The sequence below is a fragment of the Janthinobacterium rivuli genome, assembly GCF_009208735.1.
Classification (GTDB): domain Bacteria; phylum Pseudomonadota; class Gammaproteobacteria; order Burkholderiales; family Burkholderiaceae_D; genus Janthinobacterium.
On the sequence record NZ_WFLJ01000015.1, the window covers coordinates 101,125 to 127,103 of the forward strand.

21 protein-coding genes are annotated in these 25,979 nt (G+C 65.0%); 16 read left to right on the forward strand and 5 right to left on the reverse strand.

The genetic code is table 11. From position 1 onward, the window contains the following. Positions 1-187: 187 nt before the first annotated feature. From GCN78_RS20050 to GCN78_RS20085, 8 genes are all read left to right on the forward strand, one after another. Positions 188-1,492, forward strand: a complete 1,305-nt coding sequence (locus GCN78_RS20050) for an ABC transporter substrate-binding protein (RefSeq protein ID WP_152253263.1) — start codon at positions 188-190, stop codon at positions 1,490-1,492. Between the two features lie 213 nt (positions 1,493-1,705). Then, a complete protein-coding gene (locus GCN78_RS20055) occupies positions 1,706-2,566 on the forward strand; it encodes a carbohydrate ABC transporter permease (RefSeq protein WP_152253264.1) in 861 nt (286 codons plus the stop codon). Between the two features lie 10 nt (positions 2,567-2,576). Continuing rightward, complete coding sequence (locus tag GCN78_RS20060; protein ID WP_152253265.1) at positions 2,577-3,395, forward strand: carbohydrate ABC transporter permease; 819 nt, start codon at positions 2,577-2,579, stop codon at positions 3,393-3,395. A 148-nt stretch (positions 3,396-3,543) separates the two neighbouring features. Continuing rightward, positions 3,544-4,593 carry an ABC transporter ATP-binding protein gene (locus GCN78_RS20065; protein WP_152253266.1) on the forward strand — a complete coding sequence of 350 codons (1,050 nt, stop codon included), beginning with the start codon at positions 3,544-3,546 and terminating at the stop codon, positions 4,591-4,593. Continuing rightward, positions 4,593-6,068 (forward strand): mannitol dehydrogenase family protein, encoded by a 1,476-nt coding sequence (locus tag GCN78_RS20070; RefSeq protein WP_152253267.1) that lies wholly within the window; start codon positions 4,593-4,595, stop codon positions 6,066-6,068. Before GCN78_RS20065 ends, GCN78_RS20070 begins: the two co-directional genes overlap by 1 nt. A 15-nt stretch (positions 6,069-6,083) precedes the next feature. Continuing rightward, the gene (locus GCN78_RS20075) at positions 6,084-6,989 is read left to right on the forward strand and encodes a helix-turn-helix domain-containing protein (RefSeq protein WP_152253268.1); all 906 of its coding nucleotides are present in this window, start codon (positions 6,084-6,086) and stop codon (positions 6,987-6,989) included. A gap of 55 nt (positions 6,990-7,044) precedes the next feature. Next, on the forward strand, positions 7,045-7,971 hold the full coding sequence (locus GCN78_RS20080; protein WP_152253269.1) for a helix-turn-helix domain-containing protein: 927 nt from the start codon (positions 7,045-7,047) through the stop codon (positions 7,969-7,971). Between the two features lie 71 nt (positions 7,972-8,042). Further along, complete coding sequence (locus GCN78_RS20085; protein ID WP_152253270.1) at positions 8,043-10,097, forward strand: esterase-like activity of phytase family protein; 2,055 nt, start codon at positions 8,043-8,045, stop codon at positions 10,095-10,097. Between the two features lie 82 nt (positions 10,098-10,179). Here the strand turns inward: GCN78_RS20085 and GCN78_RS20090 are convergent, their stop codons facing one another. Together GCN78_RS20090 and GCN78_RS20095 are read right to left on the reverse strand one after the other, a co-directional pair. Then, positions 10,180-12,264: a S9 family peptidase gene (locus GCN78_RS20090; protein ID WP_152253271.1), complete on the reverse strand. Its 2,085-nt coding sequence runs from the start codon at positions 12,262-12,264 to the stop codon at positions 10,180-10,182. Between the two features lie 130 nt (positions 12,265-12,394). Next, a complete protein-coding gene (locus GCN78_RS20095; RefSeq protein WP_152253272.1) occupies positions 12,395-13,090 on the reverse strand; it encodes a glutathione S-transferase family protein in 696 nt (231 codons plus the stop codon). A gap of 115 nt (positions 13,091-13,205) precedes the next feature. Between GCN78_RS20095 and GCN78_RS20100 the strand changes: the two genes are divergently transcribed. The 4 genes from GCN78_RS20100 (at position 13,206) to GCN78_RS20115 (ending at position 17,580) form a co-directional block, all read left to right on the forward strand. Next, positions 13,206-13,559, forward strand: coding sequence for a winged helix-turn-helix transcriptional regulator (locus tag GCN78_RS20100; protein WP_152253273.1), 354 nt, complete (start codon positions 13,206-13,208; stop codon positions 13,557-13,559). A 73-nt stretch (positions 13,560-13,632) separates the two neighbouring features. Then, positions 13,633-14,229, forward strand: coding sequence for a hypothetical protein (locus GCN78_RS20105; RefSeq protein WP_152253274.1), 597 nt, complete (start codon positions 13,633-13,635; stop codon positions 14,227-14,229). A gap of 377 nt (positions 14,230-14,606) precedes the next feature. After that, complete coding sequence (locus GCN78_RS20110; protein WP_152253275.1) at positions 14,607-15,803, forward strand: HD-GYP domain-containing protein; 1,197 nt, start codon at positions 14,607-14,609, stop codon at positions 15,801-15,803. Positions 15,804-15,936: 133 nt separating this feature from the next. Continuing rightward, a complete protein-coding gene (locus GCN78_RS20115) occupies positions 15,937-17,580 on the forward strand; it encodes a methyl-accepting chemotaxis protein (protein WP_152253276.1) in 1,644 nt (547 codons plus the stop codon). On the opposite strand, the gene GCN78_RS20120 is transcribed toward GCN78_RS20115, so the two are convergent. From GCN78_RS20120 to GCN78_RS20130, 3 genes are all read right to left on the reverse strand, one after another. Next, positions 17,552-18,400 carry a DUF2071 domain-containing protein gene (locus tag GCN78_RS20120; RefSeq protein WP_152253277.1) on the reverse strand — a complete coding sequence of 283 codons (849 nt, stop codon included), beginning with the start codon at positions 18,398-18,400 and terminating at the stop codon, positions 17,552-17,554. The two genes, GCN78_RS20115 and GCN78_RS20120, sit on opposite strands and share 29 nt — an antisense overlap. A 169-nt stretch (positions 18,401-18,569) precedes the next feature. Further along, on the reverse strand, positions 18,570-19,352 hold the full coding sequence (locus GCN78_RS20125) for a 3-hydroxybutyrate dehydrogenase (RefSeq protein WP_152253278.1): 783 nt from the start codon (positions 19,350-19,352) through the stop codon (positions 18,570-18,572). A 92-nt stretch (positions 19,353-19,444) separates the two neighbouring features. Next, entirely contained in the window at positions 19,445-20,539 is a 1,095-nt protein-coding gene (locus GCN78_RS20130) for an AraC family transcriptional regulator (RefSeq protein WP_152253279.1), read from the reverse strand. A gap of 139 nt (positions 20,540-20,678) precedes the next feature. On the opposite strand from GCN78_RS20130, the gene GCN78_RS20135 reads away from it, so the two are divergent. From GCN78_RS20135 to GCN78_RS20150, 4 genes are read left to right on the forward strand one after another with little or no spacing between them, the layout of a single operon-like run. Next, the gene (locus GCN78_RS20135; protein ID WP_152253280.1) at positions 20,679-22,289 is read left to right on the forward strand and encodes an FAD-binding oxidoreductase; all 1,611 of its coding nucleotides are present in this window, start codon (positions 20,679-20,681) and stop codon (positions 22,287-22,289) included. Further along, complete coding sequence (locus GCN78_RS20140; RefSeq protein ID WP_152253281.1) at positions 22,286-23,854, forward strand: glycerol-3-phosphate dehydrogenase/oxidase; 1,569 nt, start codon at positions 22,286-22,288, stop codon at positions 23,852-23,854. Before GCN78_RS20135 ends, GCN78_RS20140 begins: the two co-directional genes overlap by 4 nt. Further along, complete coding sequence (locus tag GCN78_RS20145; RefSeq protein WP_152253282.1) at positions 23,851-24,204, forward strand: hypothetical protein; 354 nt, start codon at positions 23,851-23,853, stop codon at positions 24,202-24,204. Before GCN78_RS20140 ends, GCN78_RS20145 begins: the two co-directional genes overlap by 4 nt. 4 nt (positions 24,205-24,208) lie before the next feature. Then, positions 24,209-25,786 carry an FGGY-family carbohydrate kinase gene (locus GCN78_RS20150; protein ID WP_152253283.1) on the forward strand — a complete coding sequence of 526 codons (1,578 nt, stop codon included), beginning with the start codon at positions 24,209-24,211 and terminating at the stop codon, positions 25,784-25,786. Positions 25,787-25,979: the final 193 nt, after the last annotated feature.

Sequence of the window (25,979 nt, forward strand, 5' to 3'; positions counted from 1 at the left end):
GTAGCGATACTTTCTTTCAAAGTGTTGTTTTTATCCAATATCGATACTCTGGCGCATAGTGGGCTTGCAAAGGAGTATCGAATTGCGGTTTTGGAGTATCAGAAAGTATCAAAGTCCGGTGCTACATTGTGGTCGTGGTGCCAAGTACCTGAGCATTGCCAACGACAAAAAACACTGGAGACACACAATGAAACGTTCCGCTATTGCCGCGCTGTTCGCCGGCTGCCTCAGCTCGTCCGCTTTTGCCGCCACCGACCTGGTCATCGCGACCGTCAACAACGGCCACATGATCGAAATGCAAAAGCTCGGCAAGTTCTTCGAGCAAGCCAACCCCGACATCAAGCTCAAATGGGTGACCCTGGAAGAAGGCGTCCTGCGCCAGCGCATGACGACCGATATCGCCACCAAGGGCGGCCAGTTCGACGTGATGACCATCGGCCTGTATGAAACGCCCATCTGGGGCAAGAAAAACTGGCTGATCCCCATCAAGCCGGACGCCAGATACGATATCGACGACTTGCTGCCGGCCATACGCGAAGGACTGTCCGGCGACGGCAAGTTGTACGCGTCGCCGTTCTACGGCGAAAGCTCGATGATCATGTACCGCAGCGATCTGGTCAAAAAGGCGGGCGTGACGATCGAGGACCGTCCGTCCTGGAACCAGCTGCGCGACGTGGCGGCCAAGCTGCACGATCCGGCCAACGGCGTGTACGGCATCTGCCTGCGCGGCAAGCCGGGCTGGGGCGACAACATGGCACTCATCACCACCATGGCCAATTCCTATGGCGGCCAGCTGTTCGACATGCAATGGAAGCCGCAATTTACCAGCAAGCCATGGAAGGACGCGGTCACCATGTATGTCGACCTGATGAAGAAATACGGTCCGCCGGGCGCGGCCGCCAACAGCTTCAATGAAAACCTGGCGCTGTTCAACCAGGGCAAGTGCGGCATCTGGATCGATGCGACGATCGCCGCCTCCTTCATCACGGATCCCAAGCAAAGCAAGGTGGCCGACAAGGTGGCGTTTGCCCAGTCCCCTGTGGGCGTGACGGAGCGGGGTGCCAACTGGCTGTGGATCTGGTCGCTCGCCATCCCGTCGAGCTCGAAGCGCCCGAATGAAGCGCAACGCTTCATCAACTGGGCCACCTCGCCCGACTACGTGAAACTGGTGGCCAAGGAAACGAGCTGGGCCAACGTGCCGACGGGCACGCGCAAGTCGACGTATGCGAGCCCCGAGTTCCAGAAGGTGGCGAAATTTGCCGCCGCCGAAGGCAAGGCCCTGGCCACCACGCGCGCCGTGCAAAGCACCTTGCCGCCATCGCCGTACGTGGGCGTGCAATTCGCCTCGATTCCCGAATTCCAGGTGATCGGCGTGGCGGCCGGCCAGCAGATGGCGGCAGCGCTGCTGGGCAAGGTGACGGTGGACCAGGCGCTGGAATTGTCGCAGCAGACGGCTGAACGCGAGATGCGCAAGGGCGGCTATTACAAGTAAGAGGATAGCCTGACCAAACCTACTGCGCGTCGCGCTTTGCGGCCGGCGATGCTCACCGTACTAGAGTACGGTTGCGCTTCTCGGCCACAAATCACTGCCGCTCGCTACGGTTTTGTCAGGCATCTTTGCTGTGCTGTTTGGTTTGTAACACAGGTGATGTGACCGGCCTTGCTATTGCGCTAGATCACTCACCTCACGTCCCAAGAGAACATTATGAAACGCATTATCCCCCGGACTTTGCTGACGCCGGCCGTGCTTGCCGTCTCCGTCATTTCCGTGATCCCCTTGCTGATCACCCTGTATTACGCGTTCGTGCGCTATTCCATGCTCGATCCGAGCGGCCATCCTTTCCATGGTTTGGCCAATTTCCACTTTTTCTTTACCGATGCCGCGTTCCTGCCGGCCTTGCAGAACACGTTCACGTTGCTGTTTTCCGTCATGCTGATCACGGTGGTGCTGGGCACGGCGCTGGGGCTGCTGATCAATGAAGCGTTCCCGGGACGCGCCATCGTGCGCGTGCTCTTGATCTCGCCCTTCCTCGTCATGCCGGCCGTGAATGCCCTGATGTGGAAGAACATGCTGCTCAACCCGATCTACGGCCTGTTCGCGCAGATCAGCCTATTCTTTGGCGCCACGCCCGTCGACTGGCTGTCGGCCCACCCGCTGTTTTCCATCATCATGATGGTCTCGTGGCAATGGCTGCCATTCGCCTGCCTGATCTTCATGACGGCGCTGCAATCGATGGACCGCGAGCAGCTGGAAGCGGCGCGCATGGATGGCGCCACCTATCTGCAGCAGTTGCGCTACCTCTACATTCCCCACCTGGGCCGCGCCGTCTCGGTGGTGCTGATGATCGAGATGATCTTTTTGCTGTCGATCTTTGCGGAAATCTTTACCACCACGGGCGGCGGTCCCGGCTTCGACACGACCACCATCACCTTCATGATCTATCAGCAGGCACTGCTGTCGTATGACGTGGGAGCGGCCTCGGCCGGTGCCCTGTTCGCCGTGCTCATCGCCAACATCGCCGCCTTCTTCCTGATGCGCGTCATCGGCAAGAATCTGTCGAAATAAGGAGACCTTGATGCATAGCAAACTTCATCTCTATAGCCGCACGGCCGCCGCCTGGCTCTGCGCGCTGCTGCTGTTCTTTCCCATCTTCTGGCTGGGCCTGATGGCCTTCAAGACGGAAGGGCAAGCCATTTCCACGCCGCCCCTGCTGTTCTTCACGCCCACCTTCGACAGCTTCCGCGAAGTGCTGGCGCGCGACAACTACTTCGGCTACGCGTGGAATTCGCTGTTTACCAGCGTGGTGTCCACCGCCATCGGCCTCTTGATCGCCATCCCGGCCGCCTATTCGATGGCCTTCTTTCCCACGGGCGGCACCATCGGCTTGCTGAAATTCATGCTCAGCTCGCGCTACATGCCCGGCGTGGGCGCCCTGATGCCCATCTATATCTGCTACCAGTACTTCGGCCTGCTCGACACGCGCATCGGCCTGACCATCATGTTCATGCTGATGAACCTGCCCATCATGATCTGGCTGCTGTACACGAGCATGAAGGAGCTGCCGCGCGAAATCCTGGAGGCTTCGCGCATGGACGGCGCCACCGTGTGGGACGAGTTCCGCCACGTCGTGCTGCCCCTGTCCGTGGGCGGCATCGCCTCCACGGCCCTCGTGTGCATGGTGTGGTCGTGGAATGAATCGTTCTGGTCGCTGAACCTGGGCGCCTCCAACGCGGGCACCCTGGCCTGGCTCATCGCCTCGTATTCGAGCCCGGAAGGCCTGTTCTGGGCCAAATTGTCGGCCGCTTCGCTGATGGCCATCGCGCCCATCATGGCGCTGGGCTGGTTTTGCCAGAAACAACTGGTCCAAGGTATGACCTTTGGCGCAGTCAAATAAACGATGCCTCCATAAACCTACTGCGCGGCCCAATTTCGGCTCTCCGTTGCTCACTGTGCATCCGCACAGCTCCGCTACTCAAACCGAACTTGAACCGCTCGCTACGGTTTCTGAAAGCATCGAAAAACAAATCAGAAATGAGACAATCATGGCTTACCTTCAACTGAGCAATATCGAGAAATTCTTTGGCGAACACCGCGCCATCAAGGGCATCGACCTGGAGATCCGACAGGGCGAGTTCGTCGTCTTCGTGGGACCATCGGGCTGCGGCAAATCCACCCTGCTGCGCCTGATCGCGGGCCTGGAACCGATCGACGGCGGCAAGCTGTCGCTCGACGGGCGCGACATCACGAACGTGCCGTCGTCCAAGCGCGACCTGGCGATGGTGTTCCAGTCGTATGCGCTGTACCCGCACATGACGGTGTTCCAGAACATGTCGTTCGCCTTGAAACTGGCCGGCGTCGATCCCGCCATCATCCGCGAAAAAGTCGACAAGGCGGCCGCCATCCTCGACCTGGGTAAATACCTGGAACGCACGCCGAAGGAACTGTCGGGCGGCCAGCGCCAGCGGGTGGCCATCGGCCGCGCCATCGTGCGCGACCCGAAGGTGTTCCTGTTCGATGAACCGCTGTCCAACCTCGACGCGGCCCTGCGCGTGCAGACGCGCATCGAGATCGCCAAGCTGCACCGCGAGCTGGGCGCCACGACGATCTATGTGACGCACGACCAGGTCGAGGCGATGACCCTGGCCGACCGCGTGGTGGTGCTGCGCGACGGACAGATCGAACAGCATGGCTCGCCCCTGGAACTGTATGACCATCCCGCCAACCGCTTCGTCGCGCAATTCATCGGCACGCCCAGCATGAACGTGGTGCCGGCCGATGCGGCGCCGCAGCTGCTGGCGCAGGCGGGCAGCGCGGCGCAGGCGGACGGCTTTGTCGGCATCCGCCCCGAGCACGTGCACCTGGGTGCGGCGCAGCCGGGCAGCGTGCCCGTCACCGTCGACCTGGTGGAGTCCCTGGGCGTGGAGACGCTGACCTATGTGCGCCTGCCGAACGACGTGCAGGTGGTCTCGCGCGGCGCCGAGCGTAGCAGCCTGCAGCCGGGCCAGCAGACGCACCTGACGTTCGAGCCCGGCTTTGTGCATTATTTTGACCGCGCCGGCAAGACCTACGCGGCGGCGAAAGGAGCGCTGTAATGGACGCCATCGCATTGAACCAGGCGAACCTGGCCAAGCTCGGGGGGAACGTGACCGTGCCCGCGTATGCGCGCGAGGCGCTCGAACCCAGCATCGTGCATATCGGCGTGGGCGGCTTTTTCCGCGCCCACCAGGCCGTCTACCTCGACGATTTGCTGGCCTTGCCCGGCAATCAACAATGGGGCTATTGCGGCGTGGGCTTGCTGGCGGTTGACGCGGCCATGCGCGACGCCATGCGGGCGCAGGATGGCTTGTACACGGTGGTCGAGCGCAGCGCGGCCGGCGACGCGGCGCGCATCATCGGCAGCGTCGGCGAATACCTGTATGCGCCCGACGAGCCCCAAGCCGTGCTCGACAAGCTGGCCGACCCTGGCACGCGCATCGTCGCGCTGACCATCACGGAAGGCGGCTATTACGTCAACCAGGGCACGGGCGAATTCGATGCGCGACACCCCGACATCGTGCATGAACTGGCGCACCCCGAGGCGCCGCGCTGCTCGTTCGGCTACCTGGCCGCCGCGCTGGCCCTGCGCCACCAGCGCGGCCTGGCGCCGTTTACCATCATGTCCTGCGATAACCTGCAAAACAATGGCGACGTGACGCGCAAGATGCTGCTGGCCTTTGTCGCCCTGCGCGACGGGGAGCTGGCGCGCTGGCTGGCCACGCATGGCAGCTTCCCCAACAGCATGGTCGACCGCATCACGCCGGCCACCACCGATGAACACCGGGCCCTCGTGCGCGAGTCCTTTGGCATCGTCGACGCCTGGCCCGTCGTGTGCGAACCGTTCCGCCAGTGGGTCATCGAGGACGAATTCCCGCAGGGCCGGCCGGCCTGGGAAAAGGTGGGCGCGCAGATGACGCACGACGTGCTGCCGTATGAAAAGATGAAGCTGCGCCTCTTGAATGCCAGCCACCAGGCCCTGTGCTACATCGGCATGCAGCTCGGTTACACCTTTGCGCATGAAGCGATGCTTGACCCTGGCATCCGCCGGCTGGTGCGCCGCATGATGGATGACGAGGTCACGCCGCTGCTCGATACGGTGCAAGGCGTCGACCTGGCCAGCTATAAAGATACCCTGATCGAGCGCTTTTCGAATCCGGCCGTGCGCGACCAGCTGGCGCGCATCGGCACGGAAGGCTCGGCGCGCATCCCGAAATTCGTGCTGCCCTCCGTGCGCGAAGCGCTGGCCCGGGGCGGCGCCATCACGCTGCTGGCCTTCACCGTGGCGTGCTGGTTCCGCTACCTGGAAGGCCACGACGAGCAGGGGCGCGAGATGCCCTTGAACGATCCGTACGCGGCGCGCCTGCGGGCGCTGGTGCTGCAGGGCGGCGCGGACGCCACGGCGCTGCTGTCCTTGCGCGAACTGTTCGGCGACTTGAGCGACACGCCAGCGTTCACGCAGGCGGTGCGGCAGGCGCTGGCCAGCCTGTATGGACTGGGCGCGCGCGCGGCGCTGGAACAGAGCGTGGCTTGAGGGGGAGGGCGCGCCATGCCAATCTCCTTGCCGCAGATGGAGCTGGAACAGCAGCGCGACGCCACGCCCGGCTTCGAGCCGAAAGGCAGTTTCGGCTTCATCCGCTACCTGGAGCACGGCTATCCAAATGCGCTGGTGCGCTGGCATTATCACGACGAGTACGAACTGCACCTGATCGTCGAGACGAGCGGCAAGGTGTTCGTAGGCGACTACATCGGCCAGTTCACGCCCGGCCACCTGGTGCTGACGGGGCCGCGCGTGCCGCACAACTGGGTGTCGCTCGACACGCCGCCGGAAGGCGTGGCCTTGCGCGACATGGTGATCCAGTTCTCGCATGCGCCGCTGGCGTCGATGGCCGCCGCCATACCCGAATTGAAGGATATTTTCCCGCTGCTGCGGCGCGCCCTGCATGGCGTGGAATTCTTTGGCGTCAGCGAACAGTCGCTGCGGCGCTTCCTGCGCATCCGCGACAGCAGCGGCCTGCCGCGCTTCATCGAATTTCTCACCTTGCTGGCGGAGCTGGCGCAGACCAGCGACTACCAGCTGCTGTCGACGGTGCCCATGCAGTCGAGCGACGACGACGTGGCCCTGGCGCGCATCAGTTCCGCCATCAACTTCATCGTGCACAATTACAGCAGCCAGTTTTCGCTGAAACAGCTGGCCGAGCAGGTGGACATGCCCGAGCGGACGTTTTCGCGCTTCTTTCGCCACGCCACGGGCAACAGCTTCACGGACTTCGTCAACCGCTTGCGCATCAACAAGGCGTGCCAGTTGCTGATGGAAACGGAGCGGTACGTCAGCAACATCTGCTATGAGGCGGGTTTCAACAACGTGGCCAACTTCAACCGGCGCTTCCTGGAATTGAAGGGCATGACGCCGAAGGAGTTTCGCCAGCAGGCGCTGGGCCGTTTTGGCGCCTGAGGTTTTTTAAGGTACATTCGATGGCACGGGCGGGGACAGCCTGGGAGAGACGAGCATGGAACACCTGCGGCAGAAGGATGGCGAGCGCAAGGCGCCCGAGCTGGAACGCGAAAGCTACGATGGCATCATCAATTACCTGGAACATGGCTATCCCAGCTCGCGCGTGCGTTGGCACTGCCATGAAGAATACGAGCTGCATCTGATCGTCGCTACCAGCGGGCGACTATTCGTGGGCGACTATATCGGCGAGTTCTCGCCCGGCCACCTGGTGCTGACGGGGCCGCGCCTGCCGCACAACTGGATTTCCAACGTGATGCCGGAAGGCGGCGTGGCCCTGCGCGACATGATCGTGCAATTCGCCCACGCGCCGCTGGCCGGCGCCGCGCGCGTCATCCCCGAATTGCGCGAACTGCTGCCGCTGCTCGAGCGCTCCAGCTATGGCGTGGAGTTTTTCCAGATGGGTGCGGAAGCGGAGCGGCATCTGGCGCGCATCCGCGCCACGCACGGCGCGGAGCGCTTCGCCGAATTCGTCCAGCTGATGAGCAAACTGGCGCGCACGGCCAACTACCGTTTGCTGTCGAGCGCCTCCCTGCGTTCGTATGACGATGACGCCACCCTGGCCAAGGTCAATTCCGTCCTCAACTACATCACGGACAATTACCGCGAGCCGATTTCGGCGGAAATGCTGGCCGAGCAGGTGGGCATGTCGCTGAGTAAATTCTCGCGCTTCTTCCGCAAGGCGACGGGCAACAGTTTTACGGATTTCATCAGCCGGCTGCGCATCAACAAGGCATGCCAGCTGCTGATGGATACGGACCAATACGTCTCCAACGTCTGCTACGACGTGGGCTTTCAGAACGTGGCCAACTTCAACCGCCGCTTCCTGCAGGTGAAGGGCGTCACGCCGAAGGAGTTCCGGCGCCAGGCCGATGGCCGCTTTGGCGGCATCGGCGGGCCTGTTGCGGATACGCCACCACCGTGATGCCTGTCATGGGCTTGTCACTTTGAACAGTTATCCTCCACGGCTTCAATCCCACCCTAGCCGAGGAATGCATGAAGACTGCCGTAACGTCCACCCCGAAACTGACCCTGCTGGCCATCGCCGCCGGCTTGGCCCTGGCCGCCTGTGGCGGCAGCGACAATCCGCCGGCGGAGCCTTCCAAGCCCGTGGCGCAGACGGGCGTGTTCCTCGACGGCGCGGTGGAAGGGCTCGATTACGTGGCTGGCAGTGCGGCCAAGGCCAGCACCAATGCCAAGGGCGAATTCATATGCAACCCGGGCGAGACGGTGGCCTTCAGCGTGGGCGGCCTGGCCCTGGGTTCGGCACCATGCGGCGCCGTCGTCACGCCGCTGGCGCTGGCCGCCAGCACGAACGTGGCGGACGACAAGGTCGTCAACCGCCTGCTGGCGCTACAACTGCTCGACGATGACAGCGATCCGTCGAACGGCATCAGGCTGACGGCCGACGTGAAGGCCGCGCTGGCCGGCAAGACCCTGGACTTCGCCGCCGCCCCGGCCGTCTTCAACGCGGCGCTGGCCGCGCATCTGGCCACGGTGGGCGCGAAATTCGCCGGCCGCACGGTCGATGCGGAGCGCCGCGCCCTGGTGCGCGAGCATTTTGAAGATACCCTGGCCTCGAAAGCGGGCGCGCCCGTCAACGAGGCGCTGACGCAAGCCAATCCGGTCGGCGAAGTAAAAGTGACCGTGACGCGCTACCAGATCCAGGCGGCCGACAAATTCTACGTGCCGTACGAAGGCGCCAACGCCAAGATCAAGGGTGAATTCCCGACCGGCTTCCTGCCGTCGTACGGCTCGGGCCTGGCGTATAAAGGCAAGAACGCGGCGGGCGACCTGGAATTCTATGGCTTGACGGACCGTGGCCCGAACGGCGACGGCCCGCTGGTGCCCGACCCTTCGGGCAAGGGCACGATCGGCAGCAAGATCTTCCCGTCGCCGAGCTTCACGCCGTCGTTCGGCGTCATCACGGTGGGCAAGAACGGCGCCGTGCTCGGTTCGTCGACGCCGATCAAGGTGTCGGCCACGGTCAACAGCTCGGGCTTGCCCGTGCCCGTGGGCGCGGTCGGCAATTCGGCCGAGATTCCCGTCATGGATGCGATGAAATTCGACGCGACCGGCAAGGCCGTCTTCAACGCGGGCGGCCTCGATTCGGAAGCCATCGTCGTCGATGCCAAGCGCAATGCGCTGTGGGTCTCCGACGAATACGGCCCCTTCATCGTCAAGATCGATGCGGCCACCGGCATCATCCAGGCCAAGTACGAGCCGGGCAAGGGCTTGCCGGCGCTGTTCGCCAAGCGCCGCGCGAATCGCGGCATGGAAGGCATGACCCTCGACACGAGCAACGACAAGCTGTACGCCTTCCTGCAAAGCCCCTTGTCCGACGGCACGGCGCCATACACGGTGACGAAGAAGAATGAGCAGGTCGAGCGCTTTGCCCGCTTCACGCGCTGGATCGAATTCGACCCGACGACGGGCACCAGCGGCAAGATGTACGCGTATCCGCTGAATGCAGCCGACTACCAGGATGGCCGCACCGGCAACGCCAAGCTGGGCGACATGGTGGCGCTGGGCGGCGGCAAGTTCCTCGTCATCGAGCAGGGCGCCGCGCCGTCGGGCAAGGTTTTCAATAAACTGATGCTGGTGGAATTGAAGGGCGCGACCGATATCGCGGCCGCCGCCTTCAACGCGACGACGTCGGACCTGGAAAAGAGCAGCATGGGCGGCGCGGCTGTCAATGGCGCCGACTGGACTGCCGTCACGCCGCTGAAGAAAACCCTGCTGCTGGACTTGAACGCCATCGGCTGGGCGGCGGAAAAGGCGGAAGGCCTGACCCTGATCGACGACTCCACCATCGCGCTGGCCAACGACAACGACTTCGGCCTGAAAACCAAGATCTTTGACGCGAATGGCGTGGAAGTCGATGGCGCCGACGTGACCAAGTGCACGGTCGACGCCAGCGGCGCCATCGTCACCAGCGCCGCCGCCGGCTGCAACGCGGCCAACACCATCCGCGTGGCGCGCGGCGACGACCGCGAACGTCCAAGCCGCTTGTGGATCGTGAAGTTCGCCAAGGCGCTCAATACGTATTGATGGCGTATTGATTTGGCTTAATTGATGGATGAAAAAAAGCCGCACAGTGCGAACTGTGCGGCTTTCTTACGTTGGAACAGGCTTACTTTTTAGTGTACGTATTGAGCCAATCGAGCACCGTGTGATGCCACAGCAGCGAGTTCGCCGGTTTCAGCACCCAGTGGTTCTCGTCCGGGAAGACCAGCAGCTTGCTCGGGATGCCCTTGCGCTGCAGCGCCGTGAAGGTACCCAGGCCTTGCGCGGTGGGGATGCGGAAGTCCAGGTCGCCTTGCACCACCAGCATCGGCGTCTTCCAGTTCTTCACGAAATTGACGGGATTGAACTGTTCGTGCTTGGCCGGCGCGTCGTAGTAGGTGCCGCCATTTTCCCATTCCGTGAACCACAGTTCTTCCGTCGCGTAAGCCATGCCGCGGTTGTCGAACACGCCGTCGTGGTTGACCAGGCATTTGAAGCCGTCCGGCCAGTTACCGGCGATCCAGTTCATCATGTAGCCGCCGTACGACGCGCCCAGCGCGCAGCTGCGTTCGCGGTCCAGCCACGGGAATTTCTTGGTGGCCGCCTCCAGGCCCTTCTGCAAGTCGACCAGCGGCTTGCCGCCCCAGTCGCCGCTGATGGAATCCGTGAACTTCTGGCCATAGCCGGTGGAACCGTGGAAGTCGATGAAGACGGTGGCGTAGCCGGCGCCCGCGTACACTTGCGGATTCCAGCGGTAGCTCCAGCTGTTGCCAAAGCTGCCTTGCGGGCCGCCGTGGACCAGGAAGGCGACCGGATACTTTTCGCCGGCCTTGGCATTCCATGGTTTCATGACGTGGCCGTAGACGGTCTCGCCATTCGCGCCGGCGAACGAGAACTGTTCATATTCGCCGAAGCGTACGTCGGCCAGGGCTTGCGCATTCTGTTTCGTCAGCTGCACCATCGGCGCGTTTTCCGCCTTGGCGTCGAGCTTGCGCGTGTACAGCTGCGCGCCCGAGGCCAGGTTCGCCTGCGTCAGCACGATGGTATTGCCGCGCACGTCGAAGTCGCCCACGGCGCCTTTGCCCGTCAGCGCATTGACCTTGCCGCTGGCCGCGTCGATGTGGAACAAACGGTGCTGGCCCACGTCATCGGCGGCGACGAGGAAGGCTTTGCCGTCCGGCGTCCAGCGGAAGTCGGCCACGGAACGGTCCCAGTCGTCGGCCAGGGTGCGCTTCTTGCCGGTGGCGACATCCATCAGCACCAGGTGGAAACGGTCCGCTTCGAAGCCCGGCTTTGTCATGGCGACGTACGCCAGGGTGCGGCCATCGGGCGAATACGTGGCTTTCGCATCCCAGGCCGGATTGTCGGCCGTGAGGTTGCGCGGCGCCTGGCCGCCGGCGGCCGGAATCGTGTAGACGTCGAAGTTGGTCGACCACGCTTCCGTGCGGCCGGCCACGCGCACGGAGAAGGCCACCGTCTTGCCGTCCGGGCTGAAGTGGTATTCGCCGTTGTCGCCGAACGGTTTAGAGGGCGCGTCGCCATCGAGGGTGCCGCTCAGGCTCACGGGTGTGGCGCTGACCTTGCCGGTGGCGTCGATGGGCGCCGAGTACAGCGCATTGCGGCGGCCGTCGGCCCAGGTATCCCAGTGGCGCACGAACATCTGGTCGTAGACCATGCCGCTGGCCTTGTTCTTGGCTTTTTCATCCAGGCGCTTCTTGGTGCAGGCGAGGTCCGCGCAATCGAGGAAGACGCCCATGCTGAAGGCCAGGCGGTCGCCCTGCGGCGACAAGCGGTAGGTGTCGACGTCCAGCGCCAGGTCGGTGACCTTGGCCGCTTCGCCGCCGTTCAGGGGTAGCTGCCACACTTGCGAGGAGCCGGAGCGGCCCGACAGGAAGTAGATGGCGTCGCCGTTCGGCGACCATTGCGGGTCGCTGGCGCTGGCATCGCCTCGCGTGAGCTGGCGTGGCGCCGCATTCGGCGCGCGCAGGTCGATCATCCACAGCTGCGTGTTGCCGCGGTTCTTGTCCAGGTTGGTGGTGCGCACCGTGTAGACGACGCGCGTGGCGTCCGGCGACAGCACGGGACTGCCCACGCGTTCCATGGCAACCATGTCCTCGACGGTGAAACCGCGCGGCGCGGCCAGCGCAGGGATGGCTGCGGTGGTGGCCATGGCGGCACTGAATGCTCCCAAGAGCAGCAGACGTAAACTCATTCAAACTCCCGATTCTTATGACGACGTTATCGATATGGTATTGACGTGGCCGGCTGTACCGCCGGCAGCCCGACATCATAGCAATAAAGACGCGCCCGCTGCGGGAGTTGACCGCCGGTTAGCCGGCCTTCTACGCCAGTTGGTCGAGCGCCACGTGGCCCAGGAAACCGCCCTGGCTGGCCGCCGGCACGCCGTCTTCGATGGCGTGGGCGAAGCGGATGCCGGGGTCCTCTTCGAGTGCCGCCAGCACGCGCGCCACGTGCGGATAGTCGGCCAGGCTGGCCAGCTGCAGCGGTTCTGCCCAGCGCGCTGTGGCGGCCAGGTAGGCGTCGGCGATGGTGGGCGCCGCGTCCGAGGCCAGCCAGGCGCGGCCAGCGAGCAGGCGCTCGAGGTGCGCCAGGCCTTTGTTGACCTTCTCGACGGCCATCTCGCGCCAGACGGCCGCGCGCGCATCGCCGGCGCTAGCGCGCGACGCCTGGAAGGCGGGCATGAAGGCTGCATGGAAGGTGGTGTGCAGGAACGACAGCACGCTATTGAGGCGGTCGTATTGCGGCGTGCCTTGCGCAAAGCCCAGGCCGCTATCGGGCGCGCGCGCGGCGAGGTGCAGCAAAATCGCCATGCTTTCCAGCAGCGGCGTGCCCGCGGGCGTGAGCAGGGCCGGCGTCTGGCCCAGGGGATTGATGGCGAGAAAGGCGGGATGCTGCTTGCTGGCCGGGTCGCGCGCTTCCACGCGGGCCAGGTGAAAAGGCAGGCCGCTCCATTCGAGGGCGGCGATGGCGGCAAACGAGCAGCCGAACGGCACGCTGTAGATCAGGGTGGTTTCCAAGTCGAAACTCCATAGGGGCTGAGGGAAGGGCAGTCTAAGGGCAATGGTTACTATTTGGAAGAAGGCAGAATAATGTGGTATAGGTACATTTTTTATACCAGGTGGAACGCGAACCATGAAAGAGAATGTCTCCGGCTGCGCCGTGGAAGAAGCCATGCGACTGCTGGGCGGGCGCTGGAGGATGGTGCTGCTCAGTTACCTGATGGCGGGGCCGAAGCGCTTCAGCGAAATCCGCCGCGCCGTGCCGAATATCTCGCAGCGCATGCTGACCCTGGATTTGCGCGCACTGGAAGAGGCCGGCTTGCTGACGCGCACGATCTACGCGGAAGTGCCCGTGAAGGTGGAATACCGGTTGACGGACGAGGGCTTGCACCTGCGGGAATTGGTGGAGATGCTGCGGGCCATCGGCCTGCGCCTGCGCGGACAGGCGGACGCGGGCGGCGCCTTTCTTGCGCCCGACGCCGGGTAAATGGCTCTAGAGAAACAGCTGTCTTTATGCAAAGTGCTAGACTGCCGGCCTTTGATCACTACTTTCGATACCCATGCGCCTGACATCCCTCGCCCTGACCGCCGCCGCCCTGTTTGCCGCCTTGCCGGCCCAGGCGGCAACCATGCCGACACTCGAACACATCCAGGCCGCCGTGCAGGCGGGCGTGGCCAAGACCCAGGCCAAAATGCAATCGGCGATGCCGGTCCCGATCGCCGTCAAGGTCACCAGCCTGCAGGGCTGCCAGGCGTCGCTGGAAGTGCCAGGCGAAGTGGTGTGCCTGGTCGCCATGAGCGCCGGCATGCGCGACGGTTTTAACGTGTTGCCGCTGCGTCATGAGGGCGGTACCTGGGTCGGCGTCGAGCGCAAGCATGCGAAATTCGCCGGACCGTCGCCGGCCGAGGCGCAGGCGATGATACGCGCGTGGGCCAGGGAGGAAGTGGCGCGCGATCCGGAAGCGGCCAAGGATGTGCAGATGCAGGAAGCGCAGAGCACCATGCAGGTCAAGGCCGTCAACGAGTGCGACGTCAAGCGCAAGACGGGTTACCTGGTATGCGATACGGAATTGAGCGTGCCAAGCCGTCCGGAAGGCATCAAGACGGAACTGACCTTCATGCTGGACGGCGGTAACTGGCGCTACGTGCCGCGCTAGGCCGCCGGCCGTCACGCCGTTCGCGCATCCGCCTGACACTTCTCCTTCCATGGCGCCAGCATCTCTTCGGGATGCCTGGCGCTGGCACACTTCCTTTCCATACTCCATTGCCGTATGGCGGCGCATGACGTCGCTGGCCCGCCTGCGCCCCCGTCCTCGGGAGGATGCATGCCATTCCCCGAATTCAATATGGTTTAATTGATATATTTATTGATTCGCTATCGTCAAAAAAGAAAGCGATAGAATTGGTGATTATTGTTGTATTTATTGCGATTTTGCCATATAAAGGAAATATTTGGTTTAATCGTTATTTTTTTGGCGTATGATATTGATAATGCGCAAGTAAATGCCGCGATCCGAATGCCTGGAGAACCGTCGTGCTGAAAAAAATAACGAGTAGTGAACTGGTGCTGGGAATGTATGTCGAGCGCCTGGGCCGTTCCTGGCTCGATACCCCTTTCTGGACGCGTTCCTTCCTGCTCGAGTCGCCGGCCGATCTGGAGCGTATCCGCGCGGCGTGCTTGGGCGAAGTGTGGATCGACGTGGCGCGCGGGCGGGCGCCATCTGCGGCCGCGCCGGCAGCCGATGGCGGCCTCGTCCGGAGTGCGGCGCCAGCCATGTCGCGCGACGAGGAACTGGCGCATGCCCGGCGCCTGCTCGAACGCTCGCGCCAGGCCGTGCAGACGATGTTCGACGAAGTACGCATGGGCAAGGCCCTGTCTGCGGGGCAAGCCAACGAGCTGGTCGACGATATCGCCGCCTCGGTGCTGCGCGGCGGCGACGTGCTGATCGGCCTGGCGCGCCTGAAAACCGCCGACAACTATACGTATATGCATGCGGTGGCCGTGTGCGCGCTGATGACGGCGCTGGCCAGGGAGCTGGGCCTGGCGCCCGAGCAGGTGCGCTCGGCCGGCCTGGCGGGTTTGCTGCACGATATCGGCAAGATGGCCGTGCCTTCCACCATCCTCAACAAGCCTGGCAGCCTGAACGAAGCGGAATTTTCTTCCGTGCGCGCCCATCCGGCGGCCGGCCACCGCATGTTGCAGGCAGTGGGCGAGATCGATCCGGTGGCGCTCGACGTGTGCCTGCACCACCATGAAAAACTCGATGGCAGCGGCTATCCCAGGGGTTTGCGCGGCGAGCAAGTCAGCCTGTTTGCGCGCATGGGCGCCATCTGCGACGTGTACGACGCGATCACGTCGAACCGGCCGTACAAGCAGGGCTGGTGCCCGGCCGATTCGCTGCGCCGCATGGCCGCCTGGCGCGGCGGGCATCTGGACGCGCAACTGTTCGCCGCCTTCGTCAAATGCCTGGGCATCTACCCGCTGGGCACGCTGGTGCGGCTGCAATCGGAACGCCTGGCCGTGGTGGTGGGGCAGGTGCCGGGCAAGCCGCTGACCTCGCCTACCGTGCGCGTGTTTTTTTCCATCCGCGCCGGCACCTGCATCGCCCCGGCCGTCATCGACCTGACCGCGCCGGGTTGCCAGGAGCGCATCGTTTCCACGGAAAGCGCAGCCCAGTGGCGCTTGCAGGACATCGACCGCTACTGGGCCGGCGAGCTTGCCGTGGCATAGCTGGAAGACAGTATATTTTGTTATTAATAAAATATTAAAATAAGGGTGCCAGTGCCGCATGCGTTTTCCTGTCTGGCGACTGTGCCTTGTCCGCTTCCCCGTCACCGTACGGGCTACCACTGAGGATGTGACCATGCGACTCAATCTTCCTGTCAGCGATACCGAAGTCAACCTGAGCGATACCGAGACCATCGTCTCGACTACCGACTTGCAAGGCAATATCACGTATGCCAACCCGTATTTCATCGCCGTCAGCGGTTACAGCGCGGAAGAATTGATCGGCGCGCCGCAAAACATCCTGCGCCATCCGGACATGCCCGTCGAAGCGTTCGCCGATTTCTGGGCCACCATCCGCTCGGGCCGATCGTGGAGCGGCATGGTGAAAAACCGCTGCAAGAATGGCGATTACTACTGGGTGCTGGCGAACGTGACGCCGGTGGTGGAAGACGGCGTGGCCGTCGGCTACATGTCGGTGCGCACCAAGCCCACGCGCCAGCAGGTGGCGCAGGCATCGGCCCTGTACGCGCGCATCAAGGCGGGACAGGCCGACGGCATCGCCCTGAGCCAGGGCGCCGCCGTGCGCACGGGCTGGCTGGCCCGGCTGGCGCGCCTGCGCGACCTGCCGCTGGGCAAGCGCATCGGCTGGAATCTGGGCTTGCTGAGCCTGGTATTGCTGCTGCAGCTGGCGTGGAATGCCGGTGTGTTGCCGGCCGCGGCCCACGGCTGGCTGACGGGCTTGTCCGGGGTGGCCCTTTGCGCGACGCTGTATTTCTGGTACAGCTTGCACAGTGCCGTGCTGCAACCCTTGCAGCGGGCGCGCCAGGCATGCGACGTGATGGCCGGTGGCGACCTGACGGGCGAACTCGACACCACGCGGCGCGACGAGATGGGGCAGCTGCTGCGCTCCTTGCGCCAGTTGCGCGTGAACTTGCACTCCATCGTTGGCGACGTGCGCGGCAACTTCCTGCGCATCAGCATGGCCAGCCAGGAAATCGCCGCCGGCAATATGGATTTGTCGGGCCGCACGGAAGCGCAGGCGTCGGCCCTGCAGCAGACGGCCTCGAGCATGGAAGAGCTGGCCGCCACGGTGCAGCAAAACAGCGGCAACGCCGTGCAGGCCAGCGACATGGCGGGCAAGGTGCATGGCCTGGCCGGGCGCGGCGGCGAAATCGTCGGCCAGATGGTGAACATGATGGCGGACATTAACGCCTCGTCGAAGAAGATCGGCGAGATTACGGGCATCATCGAAGGCATCGCCTTCCAGACGAATATCCTGGCCCTGAACGCGGCTGTCGAGGCGGCGCGCGCGGGCGACCAGGGGCGGGGATTCGCCGTCGTGGCGGGCGAAGTGCGCAGCCTGGCCCACCGCAGCGCGGCGGCCGCCACGGAAATCAAACAATTGATCACGGCGTCTTTGGCGCAGGTGCAGGCGGGCGCCAAGCTGGCGCAGCAGGCGGGCGCCAGCAGCGCCGAAATGCTGGGCGCCGTGCAGGGTGTGCACGGCATCATGGAAGAGATCGCCTCGGCCTCGCGCGAGCAAAGCCACGGCATCGGCCAGGTCAACATGGCCGTCACGCAGATGGATGAAGTGACGCAGCAGAACGCGGCGCTGGTCGAAGAATCGGCGGCCGCCTCGGCATCGCTGCAAGACCAGACCTTGCAGCTGGAGCAGGCGATGGCCCTGTTCAAGCTGGAACGGCGGCGCGGCGGCCAAGCTGCGCCCCTGCGTGCGCCGGAGCGCCGCCGCGCTACAGCAGGCGCTCTGATAGCGCCTTGAAGGCAACCTTGGGCACGAGAAAGGCAAACGGCGTCGAGACTGGCGGCAACTGCCCCAGCAAGCCGCAGTCGGCGCGCAAGGCCGTCAGCGCTTGCACTTGATCCAGATCAACGGGTAAGTCGATTTCGCCGAAGACCAGCTTGCCATTGCGCGGCACGTGGGCGATGGCCGCATCCTGGCAGGCGAGGAAGGTGACGGCGTCGCGCCAGTTGCCGAACAGTTGCTGCCAATCGGCATCGAGGCCATGCTCCGCCGCGATGTCCGCCTGCACCTCGAGCGCGGGCGCGCTGCCGGCGCCGGGCGCGATGCTGCAGCGCGCTTGCGTGGCGCTGACCTCCAGCGTCATGTCGGCGGCCAGGTGGGTCGGCAAGATGTCGCTGAACAGCCGCGTGCCCAGCGCATGCGGCAGGCTGTCCATGATGTTTTTCAAAAAGTATACGCAAGGCACGTCCGGCGCGCCCGGCGGCGTGTGGTCCAGATAGAAACGCCAGTTGCTTTGCAGGGGTGACGGCAGCAGCTTGCGCAAGGGACCGAGCAGGGCCGGGCCGAAATGCCCGTGGCGGTAGGTCAGCACGGTCAATGGCGTCTTGCCGCCGCGCTGCCACAGGGTCACGCCGGCCGGCAGCAGTTGCTGCGCGGCAGCGGCGTCGACCAGCCAGCTCACGTAGACGACGTCGCGCACGTCGCTGTGCAGGGTCAGGAAGGGCAGGCGCGACAGGATCGCCTGGCGCGCGTTGGCAAAGCGCGTGGAATTGGCGAGCGCGGCAAACAGGCGCCCCGGCCGGCCCGCGCGCGGGTGGCGGTAAGTGTTGTCTTGCAATGGGAAACTTTCGGGGTAGATACCGGGAGAATACGCTGATGCAAAAGCGCCCGTCCACATCATCGCGAGCGGCAGCGATGTGTGGCCGAGACGCGCAGCTGTGCTGGAGCACAGCGAGCATCGCAGGCCGCACAGGGCGCCGCGCAGCCGATGTGGGCGGGCGTCACTATTACTGCATGTGCCAGCCGTGGCTGACAACGATCGACTGGCCGCTCAGTGCAGTCGATGGGAAGGCCGCCAGGAACACGGCCGTTTGCGCCACGTCCTGCGTGGTGGTGAATTCGCCGTCGATGGTGTCTTTCAGCATGACTTTCTTGATCACGTCTTCTTCGCTGATGTTCAGCTGGGCCGCCTGCTCGGGGATCTGCTTGTCGACCAGCGGCGTGCGCACGAAGCCGGGGCAGATGACGTTGGCGCGGATGCCATCTTTCGCGCCTTCCTTGGCCACCACCTTGGCCAGGCCCAGCAAACCGTGCTTGGCGGCCACGTAGGCGCTCTTGAACGGCGAGCCTTCGTGCGAGTGTACGGAACCCATGTAGATGATGGCGCCGCCGCGGCCGGCCTTGATCATTTCGCGCATGCAGGCGCGCGTGGTGAGGAAGGCGCCGTCCATGTGGATGGCCAGCATCTTTTTCCACTGATCGAACGGGTAGTCGACGACGGGGCTGATGATCTGGATGCCCGCGTTGCTGATCAGGATATCGATGCCGCCGAAGTGGGCCACGGCATCGGCCACGCCCTGGTCGACCTGCGCTTCGCTGGAGACATCCATGGCGACGGCAAACGCCTGGCCGCCCGCTTGCTTGATTTCCTCGGCCGTCTTGCTGGCCGCTTCCAGGACCAGGTCGGCGATGACGACCTTGGCGCCCTGTTTCGCGTATTCAATGGCCATTTCCTTGCCGATACCACTGGCGGCGCCGGTAATCAGTGCGACTTTGTCTTTGAGTTGCATATTAATCCTTTGCATTGCGGGTTGGAGTGATCGTGGAAAACCTGACTATGCGAGTATAGCGAGAAAACGGGCCGCGCATGCCCCGCGCACGCCTATGGGGCTTGCTGCCGGTCAAGCTGCCGCTCCTGCATTTCCTGCAAGCGCCAGGCGCCGGGATTGGTGCCGGACCAGGTGCGAAACGCGTGGTTGAACGCGCTTTGCTCCTGGTAGCCGAGCAGGAAGGCGATGTCGACCAGCGACAAGTCCGGCGCGCGCAGATAATCGCGCGCCAGGCCGTACCGGGCCTGGTCCAGCAGGGCCTGGAAGCTGGTGCCCGCGTCGGCCAGCTTGCGCTGCAGGGTGCGCGGCGTGACGGCCAGTGCGGCGGCGACGGTGGCCAGCCGCGCCGACCCCTGGCGCAAACAGCCCACGATGGCCGCGTGCACTTGCGCGTCGATGGCGCCGCCAGTGTCCGTTTCAGCCTGGCGCTGCGCCAGCAATTGTTCCGCATGCTGGCACAGCACGGGGTACAGGCTAACGTCGGCGTTCGGCACGGGCCAGTCCAGCAATTGCGCGTCGAAGGTGGCCGTGTTGGCGTCCGCGCCAAAGGCGGGCAGGCTGCCCAGCACGCGCACGTATTCGTCGCGGTGCGCCGCGTGGCGCAGCAGGTCGCCGCCGCCATCGTGGGTGAACGCCAGCCGGGCGGGCGGCAGCGGCATGCCGGCCAGCCAGTCGCCGGACACCTTGACGCCGGCAAAGACGCTGTCGACCAGGTGCCGGCTGGCGCCCGGGTAGTTGCTTGCCCAGTGGTAATGCGCGACGGCGCCATCGCGCTGCAGGGTCGAGCGGCCCAGGTCGTGCGCCAGCCGTTCATAGCGGGCCGTCTGTTCCAGCACCTGGCCCACGTTGCTGCAACTGAGCAATATCAAGCCATACGCGCTGTAGGTGCCCATGCGCACGCGCTGGCCCACGTGCAGGCCGAAATGCGCGTCGCCCGCCAGCCGTGCGGCCGCATCGAGCAGGCGCACGTAGTCGCGCGCGGCCAGGGCCGGGCTGGGCGCGCACGCTTCCAGGTGGTGCGGCGCCACGCCGGCCGCCTGCGCCAGGGTTTCAGCGGGGATGCCGTGCGCGCCGGCCGCTTCCAGCAGCGGCAGCAGATAGGCGCCGGCGACCCGGCCTTCCGCGTGGTGGCTTTCAGTACCTGTCATGATGGAACAATGCGATTGTCATGAAAAACCAATACCCTTCGTGTGTGGCGGCATATGCTATTGATCTGGCAAGAAAATAAGGCAAGGACAGTATAGCAAGCCGCCGTGGCGCGCAACTGGGTGAAGATAGGGGATGTCGATGCGACGCTGGAATGGCTGGGGAGACGAGAGCATCACGTATGCGCTGAGCGAAGAGGCGCTGGTTTTTTTGCGCGAGCGCCTGGGGCCGGGCAGCGGCATGGTCGATGCCACCTTTGACGACGCCTGCGCGCAGGTGTCCGCCTCGCGCCTGGCGCCGCATCCGCTGATCGATACCGCGCCTGCTACGCGCGTGCGCCATGCGCTCGGCCAAAGCCTGCCCGACTGGTTCAAATTGCGCCATGGCCGCATCGGCGCCGTGCCCGATGGCGTGGCCTTTCCCGACAGCGCGCTGCAGGTGCGCCAACTGCTCGCGTATGCGCGCCAGGCGTGCGTGGCCGTCATCCCCCACGGCGGCGGCACCAGCGTGGCCGGGCATTTGACGGTGGCGGCGGGGCCGCGCCCCGTGCTGGTCCTGAGCCTCGTGCGCCTGTGCGCGCTGGGCCACCTGGACCGCGAAGCGCAGCTGGCCACCTTCGGCGCGGGCGTGTATGGCCCCGACCTGGAAGCGCAGCTGCGCGCGCACGGCTACACCCTGGGACACTATCCGCAGTCGTTCGAATATTCCACCTTGGGCGGCTGGATCGCCACGCGCTCGTCGGGCCAGCAATCGTTGCGCTATGGCCGCATCGAGCAGCTGTTCGCGGGCGGCGAAGTGGAAACGCCGGCCGGCACCTTGAGCATCCCCACGTTTCCCGCCTCGGCGGCCGGCATCGACCTGCGCGAAATGGTGCTCGGCTCCGAAGGCCGGCTGGGCATCCTCACGCAGGCGACGGTGCGCGTCTCGCCGCTGCCGCCGTATGAGGCGTTCCACGCCGTTTTCTTTGCGGACTGGGGCCGGGCGCAGGCGGCCGTGCGGGCACTGGCCCAGTCGCGCCTGCCCTTGTGCATGCTGCGCCTGTCGAATGCGGTCGAAACGCAAACCATGCTGACCCTGGCCGGGCACAAGAAGCTGGTGGGCTTCCTTGAGCGCTATCTGGCCCTGCGCGGCTGCGGCGAAGGCAAGTGCATGCTGATGCTGGGCGTCAGCGGCGAAGCCGGGCCGGCGCGCGCGGCCCTGCGCGGCGCCCTGGCGCTGGCGCGGCGCCACAAGGGCGTGCACGTGGGACGCCACATGGGAGACAAATGGAAGCAGGGGCGCTTTCGCAACGTCTACCTGCGCAACGGCGCCTGGGAGCATGGCTACGTGATCGACACTGTGGAAACGGCCGTCGACTGGCCGCGCGTGGCGCCCATGATGGCGGCGCTGGAGCAGGCGGGCGCTGGCGCGCTGGCCCAGCACGGCGAGCAGGTGCACGCGTACACGCACCTGTCGCACGTGTACGCGCAGGGCGCCAGCGTCTACACGACGTATGTCTATCGACTGGCGCCCACATTTGAAGAAAACATGGCGCGCTGGCGCAGCCTGAAAAACGCGGCCAGCGCCGCCATCGTCGCCAACGGCGGCACCATCAGCCACCAGCATGGCGTGGGCACCGACCACGCGCCGTGGCTGGCGGCGGAAAAGGGAGAGCTGGGCATCGCCGCCATGCGCGCGCTGCTGCGCCAGTTCGACCCGCAAGGCATGATGAATCCCGGCAAACTGCTGCCCGACACCGGGGGCGGCTTGTGAACCGGGAGGAGCTGCCTGGCATCCTGGCGCGCGAATGGGACATCTTGATCGTCGGCGGCGGCATCACGGGCGCCGGCATCCTGCTGGAAGCGGCGCGGCGCGGTTTGCAGGCGCTGCTGGTGGAGCAGCGCGATTTCGCCTGGGGCACGTCGAGCCGCTCCTCGAAGCTGGTGCACGGCGGCTTGCGTTACCTGAAGCAGGGACAGTTCGCGATGACGCGCGAGTCGGTGCATGAGCGGCAAGCCTTGCTGACGGATGCGGCGGGGCTGGTCGAGCCGCAGGGCTTCGCCTTTGGCGATTACACGGGCAGGAAGCCGGGCCGGCGCCAGTTCATGCTGGGCCTGGCCATCTATGACGTGATGGCGGGCCGGCGCGCGCGCCGCTATGTCGATGCGGCCGACTTTGCCATGCTGGCGCCGCATGTCAACCGCGATGGGCTGCGGGGCGGCATGCTGTACCAGGACGCCAAGACGGACGACGCGCGCCTGGTGCTGCGCGTGCTGCAGGAGGCGCGCCGCCATGGCGGCGTGGCCGTCAATTACCTGGGCGTGGACTCGCTGCTGCGCGAAGGAGATAAGGTCGTTGGCGCCAGCTTGAACGATGCGCTCGACGGCAGGGCACTCGCTGCGCGCGCGCGCCTGGTGATCAGCGCCACGGGCGCCTGGGCCGACGCCTTGCGCGGCCAGGTGGGAGAGCCGCCGAAACTGCGGCCCCTGCGCGGCAGCCATCTGCTGCTGCCGGCCTGGCGTTTGCCGCTGGCGCAAGCCGTCAGCCTGATGCACCCGCGCGATGGCCGCCCCGTGTTTGCGTATCCGTGGGAGGGCGTGACCCTGGTGGGCACCACCGATGTCGACCATGGCGCCAGCCTGGACCTGGAACCGGCCATCACGCGCGGCGAACTCGATTATCTGCTGGCGGCGTTGCAGTGGCAGTTCCCGCAGCTGGCGCTGGGCGAAGACGATGTGCTGGCCACGTTTGCCGGCGTGCGTCCCGTGATCGGCAGCGGCCAGCTTGACCCGTCGAAGGAAGCGCGCGAACATGCGCTATGGCTGGAAAACGGCTTGCTGACGGTGGCGGGCGGCAAGCTGACGACGTTTCGCGTGATCGCCCTCGACGCGCTGCGCCGCGCCGCGCCGCTGCTGCCGGGCTGGCAGGCCGATTTGACGCCTTTGCCGATTTTCGACGCCGCGCCGCCCTTGTCTGGCAAGGCGCTGGCGCTCGATGGCGAACAGCGCGAACGCCTGCTGGGGCGCCATGGCGCGCAAGCGCAAGCGCTGTGCGAGGCGGCGCGGGACGGTGAGCTGGCGCCGATTCCCGGCACGCAGACCCTGTGGGCGCAGCTGCGCTGGGGCGCGCGCATGGAGGACGTGCGGCACCTGGACGACTTGCTGCTGCGGCGCACGCGCCTCGGTTTGCAGCTGGCCGGCGGCGCGCTTGCTATCATGCCGCGCCTGCGCGCCATTTGCCAGGATGAACTGGGCTGGGACGATGCGCGCTGGGACGCGGAACAGGCGCGCTACCTGGCCCTGTGGCGCCGCCATTACAGCGTGCCGCAAGGCGATTGAAAAACCATAAAAATACAAAAGAGGAGAGCATCATCGAGACCACCCTGTTTGGCCAGCCCCTGGCGCTGGGCGACGCCCGCATCACCTACGACAGCCTGTCGCCGCTGGACTTGCGCCAGCCCGTGGATGCCCTCGTCGATGACCTGGGCGAAGACCTGCTGCAAATCACGTGCGCGAATGGCGACATCGTCGACGTGGGCTGGTATCCGGCCTGGAATGCGCAGGGACGCTTGCGCGTGGTGGCGGTGCGGGAGCAGGACTGGGAAGCGCCCGTCTTCAGCGCCCAGCCGGACAAGGATCCGCAGGCGCTGCTGCAGGCGTTGCGCGCCGCGCTGGCCAGCCTGGGCTGATGCCATGACGAGCGTATCGGGCCAGGGGCCGTACATTCTTGCCATCGACAATGGCACGCAAAGCGTGCGCGCGCTGCTGTTCGACCGGGAGGGGATGCTGGCGGCCAAGGCGCAGGTGTTCCTGGAAGCGTATTACTCGGACCACCCCGGCTGGGCCGAACATGACGCCGACGGCTACTGGCAAGCCGTCTGTGAAGCGTGCCAGCAGCTGTGGCGCGGCACGGACATAGCCAAGTCCTCGGTGGCCGGCGTGGCCGTCACCACGCAGCGCGGCACGGTGGTCAACGTGGATGAGCATGGCGCCCCGTTGCGGCCCGCGATCACCTGGCTGGACCAGCGCAGCACGCGCGACATTCCCCAGCTGGCGCCATGGTGGCGCGCCGCCTTTCGCGCCATGCGCCTCGATGGCACGATCGCGTATTTCCGCCGCGAGGCCGAGATCAACTGGATCAGCGCGCACCAGCCCGACATCTGGCGCCGCACGCACAAATTCCTGCTGCTGTCGGGTTTTCTGAACCACCGCCTGTGCGGAAAATATATCGATTCGACGGGCTCGCAAGTGGCGTATATTCCATTCGACTACAAGCGCCATGGCTGGGCCGGGCGCTTCGACTGGAAGTGGCAGGCGCTGGCGATTCGGCGCTCGATGCTGCCCGAGCTGGTGACGCCGGGCACGCGCATGGGCGCCATCACGGCATCGGCCGCCGCGGCGACAGGCATCCTGGAAGGCACGCCCTTGCTGGCGGCGGCCGCCGACAAGGCCTGCGAGGTGCTGGGCGCCGGCTGCGTCGAGCCGCATGTGGCGTGCCTGAGTTACGGCACCACGGCCACCATCAACACGACCAACCGCAAGTACGTGGAAGTGACGCGCTTCATTCCGCCGTATCCGGCCGCCATGCCGGGCGCCTACAGCACGGAGGTGCAGATTTTCCGCGGCTACTGGATGGTCAACTGGTTCAAGGAGCAGTTCGGCGACCGCGAACGGGCGGCGGCCGCCGAAGATGGCACTGGCTTGTCCGCCGAGGCGCTGTTCGACCGCCTGGTCGATGCCGTGCCGCCCGGTTCCATGGGGCTGATGCTGCAGCCGTACTGGAGTCCCGGCATCAAGGTGCCGGGCCCGGAAGCGAAGGGCGCCATGATCGGCTTTGGCGACGTGCACACGCGCGCGCACATCTACCGCGCCATCCTCGAAGGCCTCGCGTATGCGCTGCGCGAAGGCAAGGAGCGCATCGAGCGGCGCAGCGGCGTTGCCATCACGGAGCTGCGCATCGCTGGCGGCGGTTCGCAAAGCGACGCGGCGATGCAGCTGACGGCCGACATTTTCGGCTTGCCCGCCGCGCGCGCCCACGTGTATGAAAGCTCCGGGCTGGGCGCGGCCATCGCCGCTAGCGTGGGCCTGGGCTGGCATGCGGACTTTCCCGCCGCCGTGCAGGCGATGACGCGCAAGGGCAAGGTGTTCCAGCCGCATCCCGAGCACCGCAAAATCTATGAACAGCTGTACCGGCGCGTGTACCGCAAGATGTATGCGCGGCTGCAACCCCTGTACCGCGAGATCGCCGATATAACCGGCTATCCGGAATAGTTGGCTCTTTAATCGTATTGCGAATCATTCGCATCCGTTATATGATGTGTTCCGCATTTCACTAAGGCAACTTATGCCGGTGACTGCAGTGCGCCGCCGGCCATGCGCCGGCGGCGTGTCCGCGCGGGCAGACTTCCGCCGCAACGCTTCCTTCAACGCCGCCGCTTGATCGTGCCAGCCTGTCCTCTCTGCC

Coding starts and splice junctions, on each gene's coding strand:
- GCN78_RS20050 (WP_152253263.1), top strand. CDS start 188: ATGAAACGTTCCGCTATTGCCGCGCTGTTCGCCGGCTGCCTCAGCTCG.
- GCN78_RS20055 (WP_152253264.1), top strand. CDS start 1,706: ATGAAACGCATTATCCCCCGGACTTTGCTGACGCCGGCCGTGCTTGCC.
- GCN78_RS20060 (WP_152253265.1), top strand. CDS start 2,577: ATGCATAGCAAACTTCATCTCTATAGCCGCACGGCCGCCGCCTGGCTC.
- GCN78_RS20065 (WP_152253266.1), top strand. CDS start 3,544: ATGGCTTACCTTCAACTGAGCAATATCGAGAAATTCTTTGGCGAACAC.
- GCN78_RS20070 (WP_152253267.1), top strand. CDS start 4,593: ATGGACGCCATCGCATTGAACCAGGCGAACCTGGCCAAGCTCGGGGGG.
- GCN78_RS20075 (WP_152253268.1), top strand. CDS start 6,084: ATGCCAATCTCCTTGCCGCAGATGGAGCTGGAACAGCAGCGCGACGCC.
- GCN78_RS20080 (WP_152253269.1), top strand. CDS start 7,045: ATGGAACACCTGCGGCAGAAGGATGGCGAGCGCAAGGCGCCCGAGCTG.
- GCN78_RS20085 (WP_152253270.1), top strand. CDS start 8,043: ATGAAGACTGCCGTAACGTCCACCCCGAAACTGACCCTGCTGGCCATC.
- GCN78_RS20090 (WP_152253271.1), bottom strand. CDS start 12,264: ATGAGTTTACGTCTGCTGCTCTTGGGAGCATTCAGTGCCGCCATGGCC.
- GCN78_RS20100 (WP_152253273.1), top strand. CDS start 13,206: ATGAAAGAGAATGTCTCCGGCTGCGCCGTGGAAGAAGCCATGCGACTG.
- GCN78_RS20105 (WP_152253274.1), top strand. CDS start 13,633: ATGCGCCTGACATCCCTCGCCCTGACCGCCGCCGCCCTGTTTGCCGCC.
- GCN78_RS20115 (WP_152253276.1), top strand. CDS start 15,937: ATGCGACTCAATCTTCCTGTCAGCGATACCGAAGTCAACCTGAGCGAT.
- GCN78_RS20125 (WP_152253278.1), bottom strand. CDS start 19,352: ATGCAACTCAAAGACAAAGTCGCACTGATTACCGGCGCCGCCAGTGGT.
- GCN78_RS20130 (WP_152253279.1), bottom strand. CDS start 20,539: ATGACAGGTACTGAAAGCCACCACGCGGAAGGCCGGGTCGCCGGCGCC.
- GCN78_RS20135 (WP_152253280.1), top strand. CDS start 20,679: ATGCGACGCTGGAATGGCTGGGGAGACGAGAGCATCACGTATGCGCTG.
- GCN78_RS20150 (WP_152253283.1), top strand. CDS start 24,209: ATGACGAGCGTATCGGGCCAGGGGCCGTACATTCTTGCCATCGACAAT.